The 15,974-nt window shown below is 65.6% G+C and carries 15 protein-coding genes; 9 read left to right on the forward strand and 6 right to left on the reverse strand.

Features of this window, described 5'->3' with window-relative positions; genetic code table 11:
- The 6 genes from GTP44_RS04690 to GTP44_RS04710 all read left to right on the forward strand — a co-directional run bounded on the left by GTP44_RS04690 (position 1) and on the right by GTP44_RS04710 (position 6,335).
- Positions 1-1,113: an efflux RND transporter periplasmic adaptor subunit gene (locus GTP44_RS04690; RefSeq protein WP_161018536.1), complete on the forward strand. Its 1,113-nt coding sequence runs from the start codon at positions 1-3 to the stop codon at positions 1,111-1,113.
- 9 nt (positions 1,114-1,122) lie between these two features.
- Entirely contained in the window at positions 1,123-4,245 is a 3,123-nt protein-coding gene (locus GTP44_RS04695; protein ID WP_161018537.1) for an efflux RND transporter permease subunit, read from the forward strand.
- Complete coding sequence (locus tag GTP44_RS04700; RefSeq protein ID WP_161018538.1) at positions 4,217-4,675, forward strand: AraC family transcriptional regulator; 459 nt, start codon at positions 4,217-4,219, stop codon at positions 4,673-4,675. Before GTP44_RS04695 ends, GTP44_RS04700 begins: the two co-directional genes overlap by 29 nt.
- 131 nt (positions 4,676-4,806) lie before the next feature.
- Positions 4,807-4,947 (forward strand): hypothetical protein, encoded by a 141-nt coding sequence (locus GTP44_RS04705; protein ID WP_160989408.1) that lies wholly within the window; start codon positions 4,807-4,809, stop codon positions 4,945-4,947.
- Between the two features lie 6 nt (positions 4,948-4,953).
- Positions 4,954-5,130 (forward strand): hypothetical protein, encoded by a 177-nt coding sequence (locus tag GTP44_RS27145; protein ID WP_202412697.1) that lies wholly within the window; start codon positions 4,954-4,956, stop codon positions 5,128-5,130.
- Between the two features lie 41 nt (positions 5,131-5,171).
- Positions 5,172-6,335, forward strand: a complete 1,164-nt coding sequence (locus GTP44_RS04710; protein WP_161018539.1) for a hypothetical protein — start codon at positions 5,172-5,174, stop codon at positions 6,333-6,335.
- An 11-nt stretch (positions 6,336-6,346) separates the two neighbouring features.
- On the opposite strand, the gene GTP44_RS04715 is transcribed toward GTP44_RS04710, so the two are convergent.
- The 4 genes from GTP44_RS04715 to GTP44_RS04730 form a co-directional block, all read right to left on the reverse strand.
- Positions 6,347-7,726 (reverse strand): efflux transporter outer membrane subunit, encoded by a 1,380-nt coding sequence (locus tag GTP44_RS04715; protein WP_161018540.1) that lies wholly within the window; start codon positions 7,724-7,726, stop codon positions 6,347-6,349.
- Positions 7,723-8,928, reverse strand: a complete 1,206-nt coding sequence (locus GTP44_RS04720; protein ID WP_161018541.1) for an HlyD family secretion protein — start codon at positions 8,926-8,928, stop codon at positions 7,723-7,725. Before GTP44_RS04720 ends, GTP44_RS04715 begins: the two co-directional genes overlap by 4 nt.
- A gap of 3 nt (positions 8,929-8,931) precedes the next feature.
- Positions 8,932-10,554, reverse strand: coding sequence for an MFS transporter (locus GTP44_RS04725; RefSeq protein ID WP_161018542.1), 1,623 nt, complete (start codon positions 10,552-10,554; stop codon positions 8,932-8,934).
- A gap of 164 nt (positions 10,555-10,718) precedes the next feature.
- Complete coding sequence (locus tag GTP44_RS04730) at positions 10,719-11,072, reverse strand: ElaB/YgaM/YqjD family protein (RefSeq protein WP_161018543.1); 354 nt, start codon at positions 11,070-11,072, stop codon at positions 10,719-10,721.
- Positions 11,073-11,252: 180 nt separating this feature from the next.
- Between GTP44_RS04730 and GTP44_RS04735 the strand changes: the two genes are divergently transcribed.
- Together GTP44_RS04735 and GTP44_RS04740 are read left to right on the forward strand one after the other, a co-directional pair.
- Positions 11,253-12,026 carry a hypothetical protein gene (locus tag GTP44_RS04735; RefSeq protein ID WP_161018544.1) on the forward strand — a complete coding sequence of 258 codons (774 nt, stop codon included), beginning with the start codon at positions 11,253-11,255 and terminating at the stop codon, positions 12,024-12,026.
- A gap of 94 nt (positions 12,027-12,120) precedes the next feature.
- Positions 12,121-13,242, forward strand: coding sequence for a branched-chain amino acid ABC transporter substrate-binding protein (locus tag GTP44_RS04740; protein ID WP_160989415.1), 1,122 nt, complete (start codon positions 12,121-12,123; stop codon positions 13,240-13,242).
- Here the strand turns inward: GTP44_RS04740 and GTP44_RS04745 are convergent.
- On the reverse strand, positions 13,205-13,783 hold the full coding sequence (locus tag GTP44_RS04745) for a biliverdin-producing heme oxygenase (protein WP_308494312.1): 579 nt from the start codon (positions 13,781-13,783) through the stop codon (positions 13,205-13,207). The genes GTP44_RS04740 and GTP44_RS04745 overlap by 38 nt on opposite strands.
- 133 nt (positions 13,784-13,916) lie before the next feature.
- On the opposite strand from GTP44_RS04745, the gene GTP44_RS04750 reads away from it, so the two are divergent.
- On the forward strand, positions 13,917-15,527 hold the full coding sequence (locus GTP44_RS04750) for a response regulator (RefSeq protein ID WP_229256787.1): 1,611 nt from the start codon (positions 13,917-13,919) through the stop codon (positions 15,525-15,527).
- Here the strand turns inward: GTP44_RS04750 and GTP44_RS04755 are convergent.
- Positions 15,514-15,969, reverse strand: coding sequence for a response regulator (locus GTP44_RS04755; protein ID WP_160989418.1), 456 nt, complete (start codon positions 15,967-15,969; stop codon positions 15,514-15,516). The two genes, GTP44_RS04750 and GTP44_RS04755, sit on opposite strands and share 14 nt — an antisense overlap.
- Positions 15,970-15,974 lie beyond the last annotated feature (5 nt).

Genomic DNA, 15,974 nt, shown 5'->3' on the forward strand with positions numbered 1-15,974 from the left:
ATGAACGCAAAACTGAAACCACTCGCTTACATCCTCGGCGTCGCCTTCGCACTGGTCGCCGCCGGCATCACCGCCTACTCGCAGGCCGCCGACGACAAAAATCCGGCGGCCACCGCCAAGGCCGCGCTGACCGTCACCGTCGCCCAACCCAGCGCCGCCAGCCTGCCGATCAAACTCACCGCCAACGGCAACGTCGCCGCCTGGCAGGAGGCCAGCGTCTCCAGCGAATCGAACGGCTTGCGCCTGACCGAGGTGCGGGTCAACGTCGGCGACGTGGTCAAGGCCGGCGATGTGCTGGCGGTGTTCTCCGCCGACACCGTCAACGCCGATCTGGCGCAGGCGCAGGCGGCGTTGCACGAAGCCGAGGCCAACGCCGCCGACGCCGTGGCCAACGCCGCGCGTGCGCGCACGCTGCAAAACTCCGGCGCCTTGAGCGCGCAGCAGATCAGCCAATACAACACCGCCGAACAAACCGCCAACGCCCGCATCGCCTCGGCCAAAGCGGCCCTGGCCAGCCAGCAGTTGCGCCTGAAGTACACCAGGGTGGTGGCGCCGGACAGTGGCGTCATCTCCGCCCGCAGCGCCACCGTCGGCGCGGTGTCGGGCGCCGGCACGGAGCTGTTCCGCATGATCCGCCAGGGCCGGCTCGAATGGCGCGCCGAAGTCGTCGCCGCCGACCTGCGCCAGCTCAAGCCCGGCGTCAGCGCCGTGGTCAAAGCCGCCAACGGCAGCGAAGTCACCGGCAAGGTGCGCATGATCGCGCCAACCGTCGATCCGCAGACCCGCTCCGCGCTGGTGTATGTCGACCTGCCGCCCAACGCCGGCACCAAGGACGCGCCGTTCAAGGCCGGCATGTTCGCCAGCGGCCAGTTCGAGCTGGGCGCGTCGGACGCCATGACCGTGCCGCAGCAGGCCATCGTCGTGCGCGACGGCTTCAGTTTCGTGTTCCGTCTCAACGGCGACCAGCATGTCAGCCAGCTCAAAGTGAAGCCGGGCCGCCGCCTCGGCGAGCGCATCGAAGTGCTGGGCGGGCTGGACGCCAACACCCGGATCGTGGTGCGCGGCGCCGGCTTCCTCAACGACGGTGACCTGGTCAGCGTCGTCGCCCGATAAGGACAGGATATGAACTTCTCCGCCCTCTCCATCAAGAACCCGATCCCGGCGATCATGCTGTTTGCGCTGCTGTCGCTGGCCGGTTTGATGGCCTACAAGGCCAATCCGGTGCAGGACTTCCCGGACATCGAACTGCCGATCGTCACCGTCACCGCCACGCTGGACGGCAGCGCGCCGGCGCAGCTGGAAACCGAAGTCTCGCGCAAGATCGAGGACTCGGTCGCCACGCTGCAAGGCGTGAAGAACATCTACACCACGGTGCTCGACGGCGTCTCCACCACCACCGTCGAATTCATCCTGGAGAAGAACATCTCCGACGCGGTGAACGACGTGCGCGACGCGGTGGCCCGCGTCAAGGCCGACATGCCGGCCGAGCTGCGCGACCCGAGCGTCACCAAGGCCTCCACCGCCGGCCGCGTGGTGCTGACCTTCACCGCCGCCGCCGCGCAGGCGCCGGGCGAAAAGCTGGACAGCCAGGAACTGAGCTGGTTCGTCGACAACACCGTCGCCAAGCGGCTGCTGGCGGTGCACGGCGTGGGCGCGGTCAAGCGCGTCGGCGGCGTGCACCGCGAAGTGCGGGTGGAGCTGGACGACGCCCGCATGGCGGCGCTGCGCGTCTCCGCGCTGGACGTCTCGCGCCAGCTGCGCCAGGTGCAGAAGGAAGCGCCGGGCGGACGCGGTGACGTCAGCGGCGCCGAACAATCGGTGCGCACCATCGCCACCGTGCAGACGGCGGCCGAACTGGCCACCATGGACCTGCCGCTGCCGGACGGCCGCCATGTGCGCCTCGACCAGGTGGCCACCGTCACCGACACCGTTTCCGAGCCGCGCGCCGTGGCGCTACAGGACGGCGTGCCGGTGATCGGCTTCGAAATCTTCCGCACCAAGGGCGCCAGCGAAGTAGCGGTCGCCAACGGCGCGCGCGCGGCGGTCGAGGAACTGCAAAAGGCCAATCCGCGCGTCGAACTGAAACAGGTGATCGACAACGCCCGCCCGGTCGAGGAAGACTTCGCCGGCTCGATGGACCTGCTGTACGAAGGCGCCATCCTGGCCGTGATCGTGGTGTGGTGGTTCCTGCGCGACTGGCGCGCCACGCTGGTCGCCGCCGCCGCGCTGCCGCTGTCGGTGCTGCCGGCCTTCCTCGGCATCTACCTGTTCGGCTACACGCTCAACATCGTCACGCTGCTGTCGCTGGCCCTGGTGGTCGGCGTGCTGGTGGACGACGCCATCGTCGAAATTGAAAATATCGAGCGCCACCTGCGCATGGGGAAAACGCCGATGGAGGCGGCGCTGGAGGCGGCCGACGAAATCGGCATGGCGGTCATCGCCACCACCTTCGCGCTGGTGGCGGTGTTCCTGCCGACCGCCTTCATGAGCGGCATTCCCGGCCTGTTCTTCAAGCAGTTTGGCTGGACCGCCGTGATCGCGGTGCTGGCGTCGCTGGTGGTGGCACGGCTGCTGACGCCGATGATGGCCGCCTACCTCCTCAAGCCGAAAGCGCATGTCGAGGACAAAGACGGCTGGCTGATGTCGCGCTACATGACCGTGATGCGCTGGTGCCTGCGTCACCGTCTGGTGACGGCGCTGGCGGCCGGCGCCTTCTTTGTCGGCTCGATCCTGCTCACCGGCCTGCTGCCGACCGGCTTCGTGCCGGCCGCCGACCGCGCGCAAACGCAGATCACGCTGGAACTGCCGCCGGGTTCCACACTGGCCGAAACCAGCGTGGTCGCCGAGCGCGCGCGCAAGGCGGCGATGGAAGTCAAAGGCATCAAGTCGGTGTTCAGCTCCATCGGCGGCGGCTCCAGTGGCGACGCCTTTGCGCCCGGCGCCGCCGCCGAGGCCCGCACCGCCGTGCTGACGCTGACCACCGTGCACCGCACCGAACGCAAGACATCGATGGCCGACATCGAATCCGACCTGCGCCACAAGCTCGACGCCATTCCCGGCGCCCGCTTCAAGGTCGGCCCGCCGGACAACGGCGTCAAGATGCAGCTGGTGCTGCGCAGCGAAGACCCGGTGGCGCTGAAGGAAGCCGCGCAAAAAGCCGAACGCGAACTGCGCACGCTGCAAGGCGTGGGCAACGTGCGCTCGACCGCCTCGCTGGTGCGGCCGGAGATCATCGTCAAGCCGGACTTCGCCAAGGCGGCGGACCTGGGCGTGACCGCCGCCGCCATCGGCCAGACCGTGCGCGTGGCCACCGCCGGCGACTACGACACCGACCTGACCAAAATGAACCTGCCGGAGCGCCAGGTGCCGATCCGCGTCAAGCTGCCGGACGCGGTGCGCGCCGACCTGGACGCCATCGGCCGCCTGACGGTGCCGGGCAAGAACGGCCCGGTGCTGCTGGCCACCGTGGCCAACATCACGATGGAAAGCGGGCCGGCGCAGATCAATCGGCTCAACCGCAGCCGCAACGTCACGCTGGAAGTGGAGCTGGGCAAGCGCGCGCTGGGTGAGGTGAACGACGAGGCGCGCGCGCTGCCGGCGCTGAAAAACTTGCCGGCATCGGTGAAGATCGCGGAACTGGGCGACACCCAGGAAATGGCCGCGCTGTTCGCCAGCTTCGGCCTCGCCATGCTGATCGGCGTGTTGTGCATCTACTGCGTGCTGGTGCTGCTGTTCAAGGACTTCATGCAGCCGGCGACGATTCTGGCGGCGCTGCCGCTGTCGATCGGCGGCGCCTTCGTGGCGCTGCTGATCACCCGCAGCGCGCTGTCGATGCCATCGATGATCGGCTTGATCATGCTGATGGGGATCGTCACCAAAAACTCAATTTTGCTGGTCGATTATGCTATTCTGGCGCGCCAGGCGGGCATGGGGCGTTTCGAAGCGCTGGTCGACGCCTGCCACAAACGTAGCCGGCCGATACTGATGACCACCATCGCGATGGGCGCGGGCATGATGCCGCTGGCCTTGGGCTGGGGCGCCGACCCGAGCTTCCGTTCGCCGATGGCGATCACCGTGATCGGCGGCCTGATTACTTCAACGTTATTAAGCCTGTTGGTGGTGCCGGCCGTGTTCACCTATGTCGACGACTTTGAGCACTGGCTCAAGCGCATGATGCGCAAGCTGCGCCGCCAGCCGGCGGAACAAGGAGACAAGCATGCAATACGAGATCAAAGAGCTGCCTGAAGTCCGAATCGCCTACCTGCGCTACAAAGGCCCGTTCGGCGCGGCGATCGGCGAGTTCTGGAAAGAAGTGTTCACGCCGTGGCAGCAGGCCTACGGCCTGACCGGCAAGGTGACCTACGGGGTGGCGCAGGACGACCCAAACACCACGCCGGCCAGCGAATGCCGTTACGACGCCTGCGTGGAAGTGCCGGCCGGCTCGCCCGTGCAGCCGCCGGCCAAGGAAGGCAGCATCCCGGCCGGCCGCTACGCGGTGGCGGCGTTCAAGGGTAGCGGCGACCAAGTGCCCGCCGCCTGGGACGCCTTCTTCAGACAGGTACACGCCGATGGCCAGGCCGCGCCGGGCCTGTGTTTCGAGCGCTATCCGGCCGATTACGTCATGGCCCCGGCCACCGGCGTGTTCGAATCGGAGCTGTGCATTCCGGTAAAATAAGCTGGCGCAGTAAACGGGCAGTGTAGAAAACGGTACATGAGATTACGCAATTTTCAACACCGCGAAGCATTGATATTCTCCTGTTTAACCGATAGCCATCGGTTTTCAATCACACTGAATGGAGAATAATCATGCTGTTTCTCGCTGTCCCAACCTTGATCGAACTCGCTGTTTCCGCCATTGTCACCACGGTCGCCGCCAAAGCGGCATCGGATGTCTACGACTCCGTGGTCCGCGACGACCAGTCCCAGAACAACAGCGACAAGGAGTAAGCGATCATGGACCTGTTCAAACTGTTCAAACAAGACGGCCGTCCGGCCGGCACGCACGGCGCGGTTCCCTACGGCGGCAACAAGAAGGATGGTTCGCACGACCACCGCTACAACAAGGGCGCGGACCGCACGCCGTCGCAAAAAGAAGCCGACTGCAAACGTTCGCGTCACGACCAGGCCTGATGATGGTACGCACCACGACACGGCAAAGCACCGCGCTGGACATGCTGGATCGCCTGTACTTCAATCAGGCGCTGGTGTTCTCCCAATTCACCGATACGGAAATGCGTCCGCTGGAGGGTATCATCAACAGCGTTGCGCGCGAGGTGGAAGGAGCCGGTGCCACCGGCGTCGAGGCGGAACTGTGGAAGCATTATGTCCTGTGCTTCCTCGAAGTCTTGCTGGCTGACGACACGTCCGCGATCTGGAAATCGGTCAAGATAGAGGACATGCCGGCGCCGCCGGACATGTCGGACGACATGCTGAAAAAAATCAGCGATCACCAGCAAACCTACTTCGCCGCGCTGATTCTGAGCATGGGCGGGTTGATGCATGAACTGCCTGGCGCGGAGCTGCTGGACATCGCCATGCGACTGGCGCCGGAATTCCGCTCGGCGCCAGCCGTGGTGCGCTATCGCCTGGTCGATCGTAGTCTGGCCATGGAACATCCCCCCGCTCCGCTGATGTTCCTGGCCTGGATGGCCGAGAGCGACATCCTGCATCCCGCAAAATACAAACCGCGCAGCGATGCGGAACCGCTGGACGCGCGGGTGCTCGCCCGCCTCGGGCTGCTGAGCGAGTTTGAGCAGATACGTGAGCTGGGTGGACGACATCTGCTGGTCGGCAACCAGGCGGCATGGTTGCTCAAGTCCGATAAGCTCAAGCTCAGCGAACCGGTGGTGAAACAGCTGCTCAAGGAAAAGGCGCGGCTGGAAGAACTCAGCCTCATCAAAACCCTGGGCGGATCGGTGCGGCGATTTGAGATCGAAAAGTCAGGTGACGCGGCCTATATGCAGTCCTTCTTTTCCGACCTGAGCCTGCGCTGGAGCCGCCCGCGCGCCTACCAGGGCAAGCAGTCTACCTGGACCGGTGCGCTGGGCGGCGCGCTGGTAAGCTACACGCGCCGCTATACAGGGGAAACGGTCTACAACGCAACTGGGAACAAAGACACGATTAGCGCAAAGATTGCGCAGGACCTGCTGGATTTCGGCTTCAGGTTGACGGCCAACACCTTATACCGCCGTTATACCGATTTCGATCTGGACATCGGCCGTAGCGCGAGACAGTATCACATCATGCTAAACAACTTTGCCCACGCCTGGCCAGCCTATGAGCCGGATGGCTTTTACCTGCAAGTCATCATAAGTCGCGAAAAACTCCAGACCTGACACCGGTTTTTTTAGGGGTGGGTCCAGCCGCCGCCCATGGCGCGGTACAGGTCGACCGAGGCGAGCAGCATGCGCGTCTTGAGTTGCAGCCGTCCGACGTCGGCGCTGTACAGCGTGCGCTGGGCGTCCAGTTCTTCCAGGTAGGAGGCGTAGCCGTTGCGGTAGCGGTTGTGCGCGATGCGCAGCGTTTCGGCGGCGGTGGCGCGCCGCGCGTCGTTCTGAATCGCCTGCTCTTTTAATCGGCCGATGGCGCCGAGGCTATTCTCGGTTTCGGCGAACGCGGTGCGCACGGCGTTTTCGTAGGCGTGGATGGTCTGGTCGCGCTGCGCGGCCAGCGCGTCGGTCTGGCTTTGTACGCGGCCGCCGTCGAACACCGGCGCGGCGACGATGCCGCTCAGCCGCCACAGCGCGGTCGGGGCGTTGACGAAGTCGTGCCATTGCAGGTTTTGTACGCCGCCGGTGGCCGTCAGTTTGAATGAGGGCAGCAACTGGTCGCGCGCGGCCTGCAGGTTGGCGTTGATGGCGATCAGGTTGTATTCGGCGCGCGCGATGTCGGGCCGCCGGCGCAGCAGTTCGGACGGCAGCCCTTCCGGCACCGGCGGCGCTTGCAAGTCGGCCAGTTCGGCGCCGCGCGCGATCGGTCCGGGGTTGCCACCGGTGAGGATGGCCAAAGCGTTTTCCTGCTCGAAGATCTGGCGCTTCAGTTGCGGCACCTGTTCGGCCGTGGTCTGGTATTCAGCCTGCGCTTGCAGCCATTCAAGCCGTGAACTGTAGCCGACGTCGAACTGTTTCTTGGCCAGCGCGGCGGATTGTTCGCGCAGCTTTAATGTGGCTTCGGTCAGCGCCAGTTGGGCGTCCAGGCCGCGCAGGTTGAGGTAGCCCGTGGCGACGGTGGCGGCGATCGACAAGGCCGCGGCGTCGGCGTTGGCTTGCTCGGCTTGATAGCTGGCGGTGGCGGCGTCGGTCAGCGCGGCCAGCCGGCCCCACACGTCGATTTCGTAACTGGCCTGGAATTCGGCCTGGTAGATGTTGGTCACGTAGGGCGCGCCGGTGTAGGCCAGCTGGCGCGCGCGCGATGGCGCGCTGTCGACACTGACGTTGGCTTTGCGCCCCGCCTCGGCGACGCCGATCTGCGCGCGGTACTGCGCCACGCGGGCGCGGGCGATGCGCAGGTCGCCGTTGTTTTCCAGCACCTTGGTGACCAGCGCTGTCAACGCGGGATCGCCGAAGCTTTGCCACCACTGCCGCGCCACCGGACCGCTGCCCTGCCCTTCGGCGGCGGTGCGCCAGGCGGCCGGCGTCTGCAAGCTCGATGCCGGCGGCGGCGCGACGGTCGCCGCGCAGCCGGCCAGCAGCAGCGCAGCGCAGCCTGCTGCGATGCGGCTGCTCATGGCTTGGCTCCGGCGGCGGCCGTGGAATCGGCGGTGCGGCTGGTTTCGCGCACTTTCACCGAGGTGTCGATGCTGACGATGACCGACATGCCCGGCGCCAGCCGGCGCGCGTTGGCCTGTCCCTGGTCGATGCGAATCCGCACCGGAATGCGCTGCGCGATCTTGACGAAGTTGCCGGTCGCGTTATCCGCCGGCAGCACGCTGAACTCCGATCCGGTGGCCGGCGAAATCCGTTCCACCACGCCGGTCAGTTGCGCGCCGTCCAGCGCGTCCACCTTGAAGGTGGCCGGTTGCCCCACTTGCACATGGTTCATCTGCGTCTCTTTCAGATTGGCGATCACCCACAGCTGCTTCGGCACCAATCCCATCAACTGCGCACCGGTGTTCACGTAGGCGCCCTTGCGCACCGTGACCTGTCCCAGTTGGCCGTCCTCCGGCGCCGTGATGCGCGTGTTGTCCAGATCGACCCTGGCCGCCTTCAGCGCCGCTTCGGCATTCGCCACCGCCGCTTCCAGCGACTGCTTGTTCACGGCCACCGTGCGCACCTGCTGCCTGGAGATCTCCAGATTGGCGCGCGCCTGCTCGACCGCCGCCATGGTCTGCGTGCGCGCCGCCCTGGTCGCGTCCTGCTCGCGCTGCGACAGCGAACCGTCGGCCGCCAGCGTGTCCACCCGTTTCAAATCGGCCAGCGACTTCGCCGCCTGCGCCTGCGCGTTGGCCAGCGTGGCCTCGTTGAGCAGCACGCCGGCCTGCGCCGCGCGGCGCGACTGCGCCCAGTTCTCCAGCGCCGCCTTCTGCGCCGCCAACTGGGCCTGCGCCTGTTCGTAACGCTGCTGGTAGATGCGGTCATCGATCAAGGCCAGCACCTCGCCCTGCTTCACGTGCTGGAAGTCCTGCACCTTCACATCCACCACATAGCCCGGCAGTTGCGTGCCGATCAAGGTCACCTGGCCGCGCACCAGCGCGTTCTCGGTGGAGACGACGGCGCTGCTGAACGGCGGCAGCCGCCACGCATACAGCACGATCAGCACACCGACCAGCGCCACCAGCGCGAACAGGATCGCCGAAATAATCTGCGCGCGCCGGTCCGGCGCCGGCGCGGTGGGCGCGGAGGCGGCTACCGCTGCCGCTGCCGCCGCGGCGGCCACCGCCGCCACGCGGCTGTCTGACGAAGAGGGATTGTCTGGCGTGTTTTTATCCATGTTTTAGCGAGATCCAGAATTATTAAGAGAGACATTGGCCATGCCGGTTTGCGCGTTCGGTCCGGACTTGCCCTGGCAAACCACGCACTCGGTCCACAGCCAGCGCGCCAGCAGCCACGCCATGGTGACCAGCGCCAGCACGGTGATGGCGAGGAAGACATCGTTATAGGCCAGGATGTTGGCCTCGCGCGTGGCCGCGCCGCCCAGCGACGCCAGGCCGCCCGACTGAATACGCGCCGCCACTTGCGGATCGAGCAGCGTCAGATGCTCGACCAGAATGCTGGAATGGTACTTCTCGCGCCACACCTGGAAGGTGCCGGTCAGCGCGGTGCCGAGCAAGCTGCCCAGCGTCTGCGTGATGCTGAACATGACCGAGAAGCTGACCAGGTTATTCGGCGCCGCGATCACCGCGCCAAAGCCGGAGATAAACGTCGGCCCGACGAACATCGCGCCGCCAAAGCCGAGCAGGAACTGGGACAGATACATGTCTTCGGGCCGTGTCAGATTGGTCGCATCCGAATCCATGTACGCGCCCAGCGCCATCACCGCCAGCGAGAACAGCAACTGCGCCGTACCGCGCGTCGGCGAAATCGTCAGCGCGCTGACCACCATGCCGGCAATCGCGCCGAACATCACGATCCACCACAGCGCCAGCATCTGGTCGTTGTTCAGGCCCAGCGCCTGCATGAAGCCCACGGTGCCGCTGGCCTCCGACTGCACCACGCGGATCAGCAGCACCGACAGCGCCAGCCGCGCCATGTTGGCGTTGGACAGCCAGCGCGTGTTGATCAAAGGGCGCGCGCGATTGTGCTCGATCGCCAGCGCGGCGGCGATCAGCACGATCGATCCGGCCAGCGCGTAGCCGACCCATGGCGCCTCCAGCCACCACACGGCGCGGCCCAGCGCCAGCACCGCCGACAGCAGCGCCACGCCCGGCGCGAACAGGCCGAAGGTGACGAAGTCCATTTTTTCGAAGACCTTGATGCGGTCACCCGGCGGCAGCTTGAGGCACAGCACACACGCCAGCGACACCAGCGCCAGCCCCAGTTCGAAGAAGTACAGGCCGCGCCACTCGCCGATCTCCATCAAGTCCGACGAGAACAGCCGCGCCATCGGCACCGCCAGCTGCGAGAAGCCGATGCCCAGCACCGCGCCTTTGAGCCGGTACTGCGCGGGGAAGGCCTGCAGCGTGTAGTACAGGCCCAGCGTGGTCAGCGCGGCGCCGCTCATGCCATGCGCCGCGCGCACCGCGATGGCCGAACCCAGACCATGGACGAACAAGTGCGCCACGGTCACCGCCGCGTACAGCACCAGGAATAATTCGGTGAACAGCCGCAGCCCATACTGCTGGCGGAATTTGACCAGCAACAGGTTCATGCAGACATTGGCCATCACATAGGCGGCCGGCAGCCACTGGATCTCGGTCGAGTACACGCCGAGTGATCCTTGCAGGTATGGCAGGTTGACCGACACCAGCGCATTCCCCAGCCCACCGGTGATGGCGACGATGAAACCGACGACCAGAAACGCTAGGCGTTTCGGGAAGGTGTGATGCGGAGTGGACGGCGAGCCGGGTAAGCTGGGACGTTCGTGTGGCTGCCAGGTTTGAGGGGCGTAAACGTCCATGCGTCGGAAATTTTAGTATGCATTATGGCAAGCATATCATCATGCAGGACATCAATACATACTTTAAAAGTGAGAGGCGGGTTGGACGTGACCGCGCGTTACAGCGCGGGACAACGCCGCAACACCGGTTGCCCCGGCTGCGGCGCCATCCACGCAAAACAAGCTTATTTGCCGCTGCGCGAACCAAGCAGCCTGGAAATGCCGTAACCCGCGGCGGCGGCCACCAGTACCGAGATCACCGGGTTGGCGCGCACGTGGTTGCGGCTCGATTCGGTGATGTTCTTGTAGGTTTCCACCACTTGCTTGCCGCGCACGGCCAGACGCTCGGAGGCGCTTTCGGCGGTGTCGGCGACTTTGTCGACGCCGTTGTGGGCTTGCTTGGCCAGACGCTCGGTCGCTGGTGGGATTTTTTCAGCGACTTTATCGATGGTGGCATGCGCGTCGGCGCGCAGGTCTTTGCCGATCTGGGTGACGCCGTCGCGAGTGTTGTTGATTTTGCTGTCGATGCTGTTTTCCATGATGCGATCCTCTCGTTGGTAGGTGCGGTGAACGAATGATCACGATAGACCGATCAACCGTGCTTGACCGTGCGGAAGCGCACGGTCAGCAAAATGACCGCTTATGTGAACTGGCACACGGACGCGACCGTCTGAGGAGCGCATGCTATCCATGACCCATAAGCTTTTCTGGAGAGCGGCATGTTTCCCATCCCATCCCTGACGCCATCGACGGCGACGAATGTACCAGCGGTGAATCGCGCGGCGGAAGCGTCGACGGTCGATAACACCGGCATCAACGCCGTGGGTTCGGCGCTGGATGCGCCGCCGGCGGCGTCGGTGCAGGTGGAGTTGTCGCCGGTGGCGAGTTTCCTGCTGGCGGTGACCAATGCTCAGGCACAGCTGACTCAAACGCAGCAAGCGGATACGATCAACGCCGCCGTGCAGGATGTGGTGAATGCCTTCAATTTGTTGCCTTCGGTCGACTCCGATCCCGCGCAGCCGGAGCAGACCTCGCTGCTTAACGAACTGGTCAACAACTTGAATCAGCCGTCTGGCGATGGCACTGATGGCACCACCACGCAGGCGCAGAACCTTGCGCGGCTCGGCGTGACCTTGCAGCCGCCGCCGCTGCCGGACCTGACCAGCGGCCTGTCGCTGCAGCCCGAATTGCTGCGCGCCGCCCTCAATGCCGATGATCAGCAGACCACGACAACATTGCAGAATACCTTGAGCAGTTTCCGCGAGCAGGCGACACAGTATGCCGAGCGTCTGGCGGCGGCTCAGGCCCCCACCAACATGCCGGCCGATCTGCGCAACAACCCGGCGCTGGCCGCCGCCATCGCCGCCTACCACATCGTGGACGTGGCCGGCGCCGCCGGCCGCGCCGCGCCGGTGGCCCAAGCCGCCATCCCGCCGGTCGCCGCGGTCAGTGCCACCACGCCCAGCCGCGCCATCGGCACCGCACCAAATTAAATTCTGATTGACGCTGGTTTATCCCCCTAACTCGCACGATAATATTCTGTGTTTTCGGGAATAATCACCACACCATCGTCATTCAGGAGATCGCATGAAATTGCAGCACACCGCCGCCGCGCTGGCCCTGCTCGCCGCCTTTGGCGCCCAAGCGCAGGACACCCTCGTCAAAATCGGCCACAGCGGCCCACTGTCCGGCTCGCAAGCGTTCTCCGGCAAGGACAATGAAAGCGGCGCCCGCCTGGCGGTGGAAGAGCTCAATGCCAAGCCGATCACCGTGGCCGGCAAGAAGCTCAAGTTTGAACTGCTGTCCGAAGATGACCAGGGCGACCCGAAAGCCGGCATGGCCGCCGCCCAGAAACTGATCGACAAAGGCGTGCGCTTCGTGGTCGGCCCATACAACTCGGGTGTGGCGATTCCCGCCTCGCGCGCCTACAACGACGCCGGCGCACTGGTCGCCACCGTCGCCACCAATCCCAAGCTGACGCAGCAAGGCTACCAGGGCCTGTACCGCGTCAACGCCAGTGACACCCAGCTGGGCTCGAAAATGGCGCTGTACGCCGCCAAGGAACTGAAGTTCAAAACCGTGGCCGTGATCGACGATCGCACCGCCTTCGGCCAGGGCGTGGCGGAAGAGTTCAAGAAATCGGCCAAAGCCGCCGGCATGAACGTGGTCGGCCACGAGTTCACCAACGACAAGGCGTTCGACTTCACCGCCATCCTGACCAAGCTGAAAACCAAGAAGGTCGAAGCGATCTTCTTCGGCGGCTACGCGCCACAGGCGGCGCCGATGGCGCGCCAGATGAAACAGCTGGGCATCAACGCCAAGCTGCTGGGCGGCGACACCATCTGCACCGCCGAAATGGGCAAGCTGGGCGGCGACGCCGTCGGCGACAACGTGCTGTGCTCGCAGGGCGGCGCGATTCTGGACAAGGCCAGCGCCGGCCAGGCCTTCAAGGCCAAGTTCAAGGCCCGCTTCAAGCAGGACGCCGACGTCTACGCGGCCGCCTACTACGACGCCACCATGCTGTACGCGCAAGCGATGCAGAAGGCCAATTCGACCGATCCGGCCAAGGTGCAGCCGGTCATCAGCGCCGGTTCCTACCAGGGTGTGGCCGGCACCTACGCCTTCGACGCCAAGGGCGACATGAAGCAGTCGCCGGTAACCATCTTCACCTTCAAGGCCGGCCAGCCGGTGGCGCTGACGAGCTATTAAGCCGCTCGACCAGCCAGATCAGGCTGTCGAAAGCCTGCCGCGCGCCGCGGCAGGCTTGTTCGATCTGGCGCTCGGTCACCACGGCGGCGCGCAGCGCGGCCAGGAATTGTTGCCAGCGCGGGCCGGGCGAACCGTCGCCGCGCAGATAGGCCAGCGGATGCGGCGCCAGCCGCTGCGCCAGCCGCTTGTACAGCACCGCGCCGCCCAGCTGCGATCCCTCGACCACGTAGGCTACGCCCCAGCGGTAGGCGGCATCGTCAAGATGCGGCAGCGGCGCCGGCGCCAAGACCGGCAGTGCCGGCAGGCCGTCCAGCGCAGGATGGGCCAGGTCGGCGCGGATCAGCGCCAGGTGGTCGCGCGGCGGCAGGCCCGGCTGTCCGTCCGCCAGCGCCGGCTGCAACGGCGCCAGCCACGCTTCCAGCAGGTGCAGATGATCGCGGTAGGCGCGTAAATCGGGCGACTCGGCGGCCAGCGGCGTGCGCGTGTCCAGCGCGCTGTGGCGCTCCGCGGTGGCGGTCCGCAAGGCGGTCAAGACGTCCAACTTATTCCCCAGATTCAACATAATGTGATGATTGTACACAGGCGCGCGCTGCGCACGGTACGCAACAGCACATTCGCGGGCGCCCATGCTCGGGTAGAATTTCTGTAATTATCACAGTCTGACTATGAACGATATGACCGTCCCACCCTGCTCCGTGCTGCTGATTGACGACGAAGCCATGGCCGAAGACCTGATCGGCTACCACCTGTCGCGCCAGCAAGGCATTCGCCTGCGCTATCACGACCGCGCCGACGACGCGGTAGCGCTGTGCCAGGAGACCGAGGCGACGGTGGTGCTGGTCGACCTGCGCATGCCCGGCGCCGATGGCTTCGACGTGATCGGCATGTTGCGCGCCGCGCCGGAGACCGAGCAGGTGCCGATCATCCTGCTGTCGTCCGAGGACGACGCCGACATCAAGGCGCGCGCCTTCGCGCTGGGCGCCAACGACTATTTAGTGAAATGGCCGGATGCGCGCGAGCTGGAAGCGCGCATCCGCTACCACAGCGCCGCCTACCAGGCACGCCGCCAGCGCGACGCCGCCTTCCTCGAACTGCGCCAGCGCGAGGAGGAACTGCGCGCCAGCCAGGCCGCGCTGCACCAGTCGCAGAAAATGGAAGCCATCGGCCAGCTAACCGGCGGCGTGGCGCACGACTTCAACAACGTGTTGCAGATCATCGGCGGCAACCTGCAACTGGTGAAGATGATGGGCGGCGTCAATCCGCAAGGGATGACGCGCATCGACAACGCGCTGGCCGGGGTCGAACGCGGCGCGCGGCTGGCGCAGCATCTGCTGGCGTTCGCGCGCCGCCAGCCGCTGCAAAGCACGGTGGTGGCGCTGGAGCCGGTGCTGGCCAATATGGACGACATGCTGCGCCGCGTGCTCGGCCCGCGCGCGCTGGTGGTGGCCGACATCGCGCCGCAACTGTGGAACACCGAGGTCGATATCGGCCAATTGAATAACGCCATCCTCAACCTGGCCATCAATGCGCGTGACGCCATGAATGGCGAAGGCACGCTGACCATCCGCGCGCGCAACCTGCCGGCCGGCTCGCCGCTGCCGGACCACCACGGCGACAGCGGTGCCGACTACGTACTGATCGAAATCGCCGACACCGGCCAGGGCATGCCGGAACAGGTACGCCTGCGCGCCTTCGAACCCTTTTTCACCACCAAGCCGACCGGCCAGGGCACCGGCCTGGGACTGAGCATGGCCTACGGCTTCGTCAAACAGTCCGGCGGCGAGATCGCGCTGCAAAGCACGCCCGGCGCCGGCACCTGCGTGCAGATCTGCCTGCGCCGCAGCCTGGGCAAGCCGACCGCGCTGCCGACGACGACGACGCAGCCCTTGAGCGGCGGCGCGGAAACCATACTGGTGGTGGAAGATGAGGAAGCGGTGCGCGACGCCACCGTCGGTCTGCTGGCGGCACTGGGCTACAACGTCTTGAGCAGCGCCGACGCCGAACAAGCGGCACGGCTGATCGAGGAAGGCGCCCACATCGACCTGCTGTTTAGCGACGTGATCATGCCGGGCAAGGTCAGCAGCCTGGAACTGAGCCGGCTGGTGCAGCGCAAGCTGCCCAAGGCGCAGGTGCTGTTCACGTCGGGCTATGCGGAAGGGGTGCTGGCGCACGACGGCAAGCTGCCGCCGGGTGTGCATCTGCTGCACAAGCCCTACACCGCCGAGGTGCTGAGCGCGCGCATCCGCCACCTGCTACGCCGGAGCGTGCCGGCTACTGCGGCTTGATGTAGCGGTGCGACCCTGGCGGTGGCTCGTTGAGCACCGCCCAGAAGATGCCCAGGTCGGCGATGGCGCGAACGAATTCCGCGAAATCCACCGGCTTGACCACATAGGCGTTGACGCCCAGTTCATAGCTGCGCACCAGATCCTGCTCTTCCCTCGACGAGGTCAGCATCACCACCGGCATGCTTTTCAGCGTGGCCGACCCGCGTATCTCGGCCAGCACTTCCAGCCCGTCGACCTTCGGCAGCTTCAGGTCCAGCAACACCACGGCCGGATTGCCTTGTTCGCGCGTGGCGTAGGCGCCGCGCGCGTGCAGGTAGTCCAGCGCTTCGGCGCCATCGCGCACCACGATCACTTCATTGGCCAACTGACTACGCTCCAGCGCGATCAGCGTCAATTCCAGATCGTTGGGATTATCTTCGACCAGTAAGATGGGCTTTAACATACGAA

It is taken from the genome of Duganella lactea, assembly GCF_009857505.1.
GTDB lineage: Bacteria > Pseudomonadota > Gammaproteobacteria > Burkholderiales > Burkholderiaceae_D > Rugamonas > Rugamonas lactea.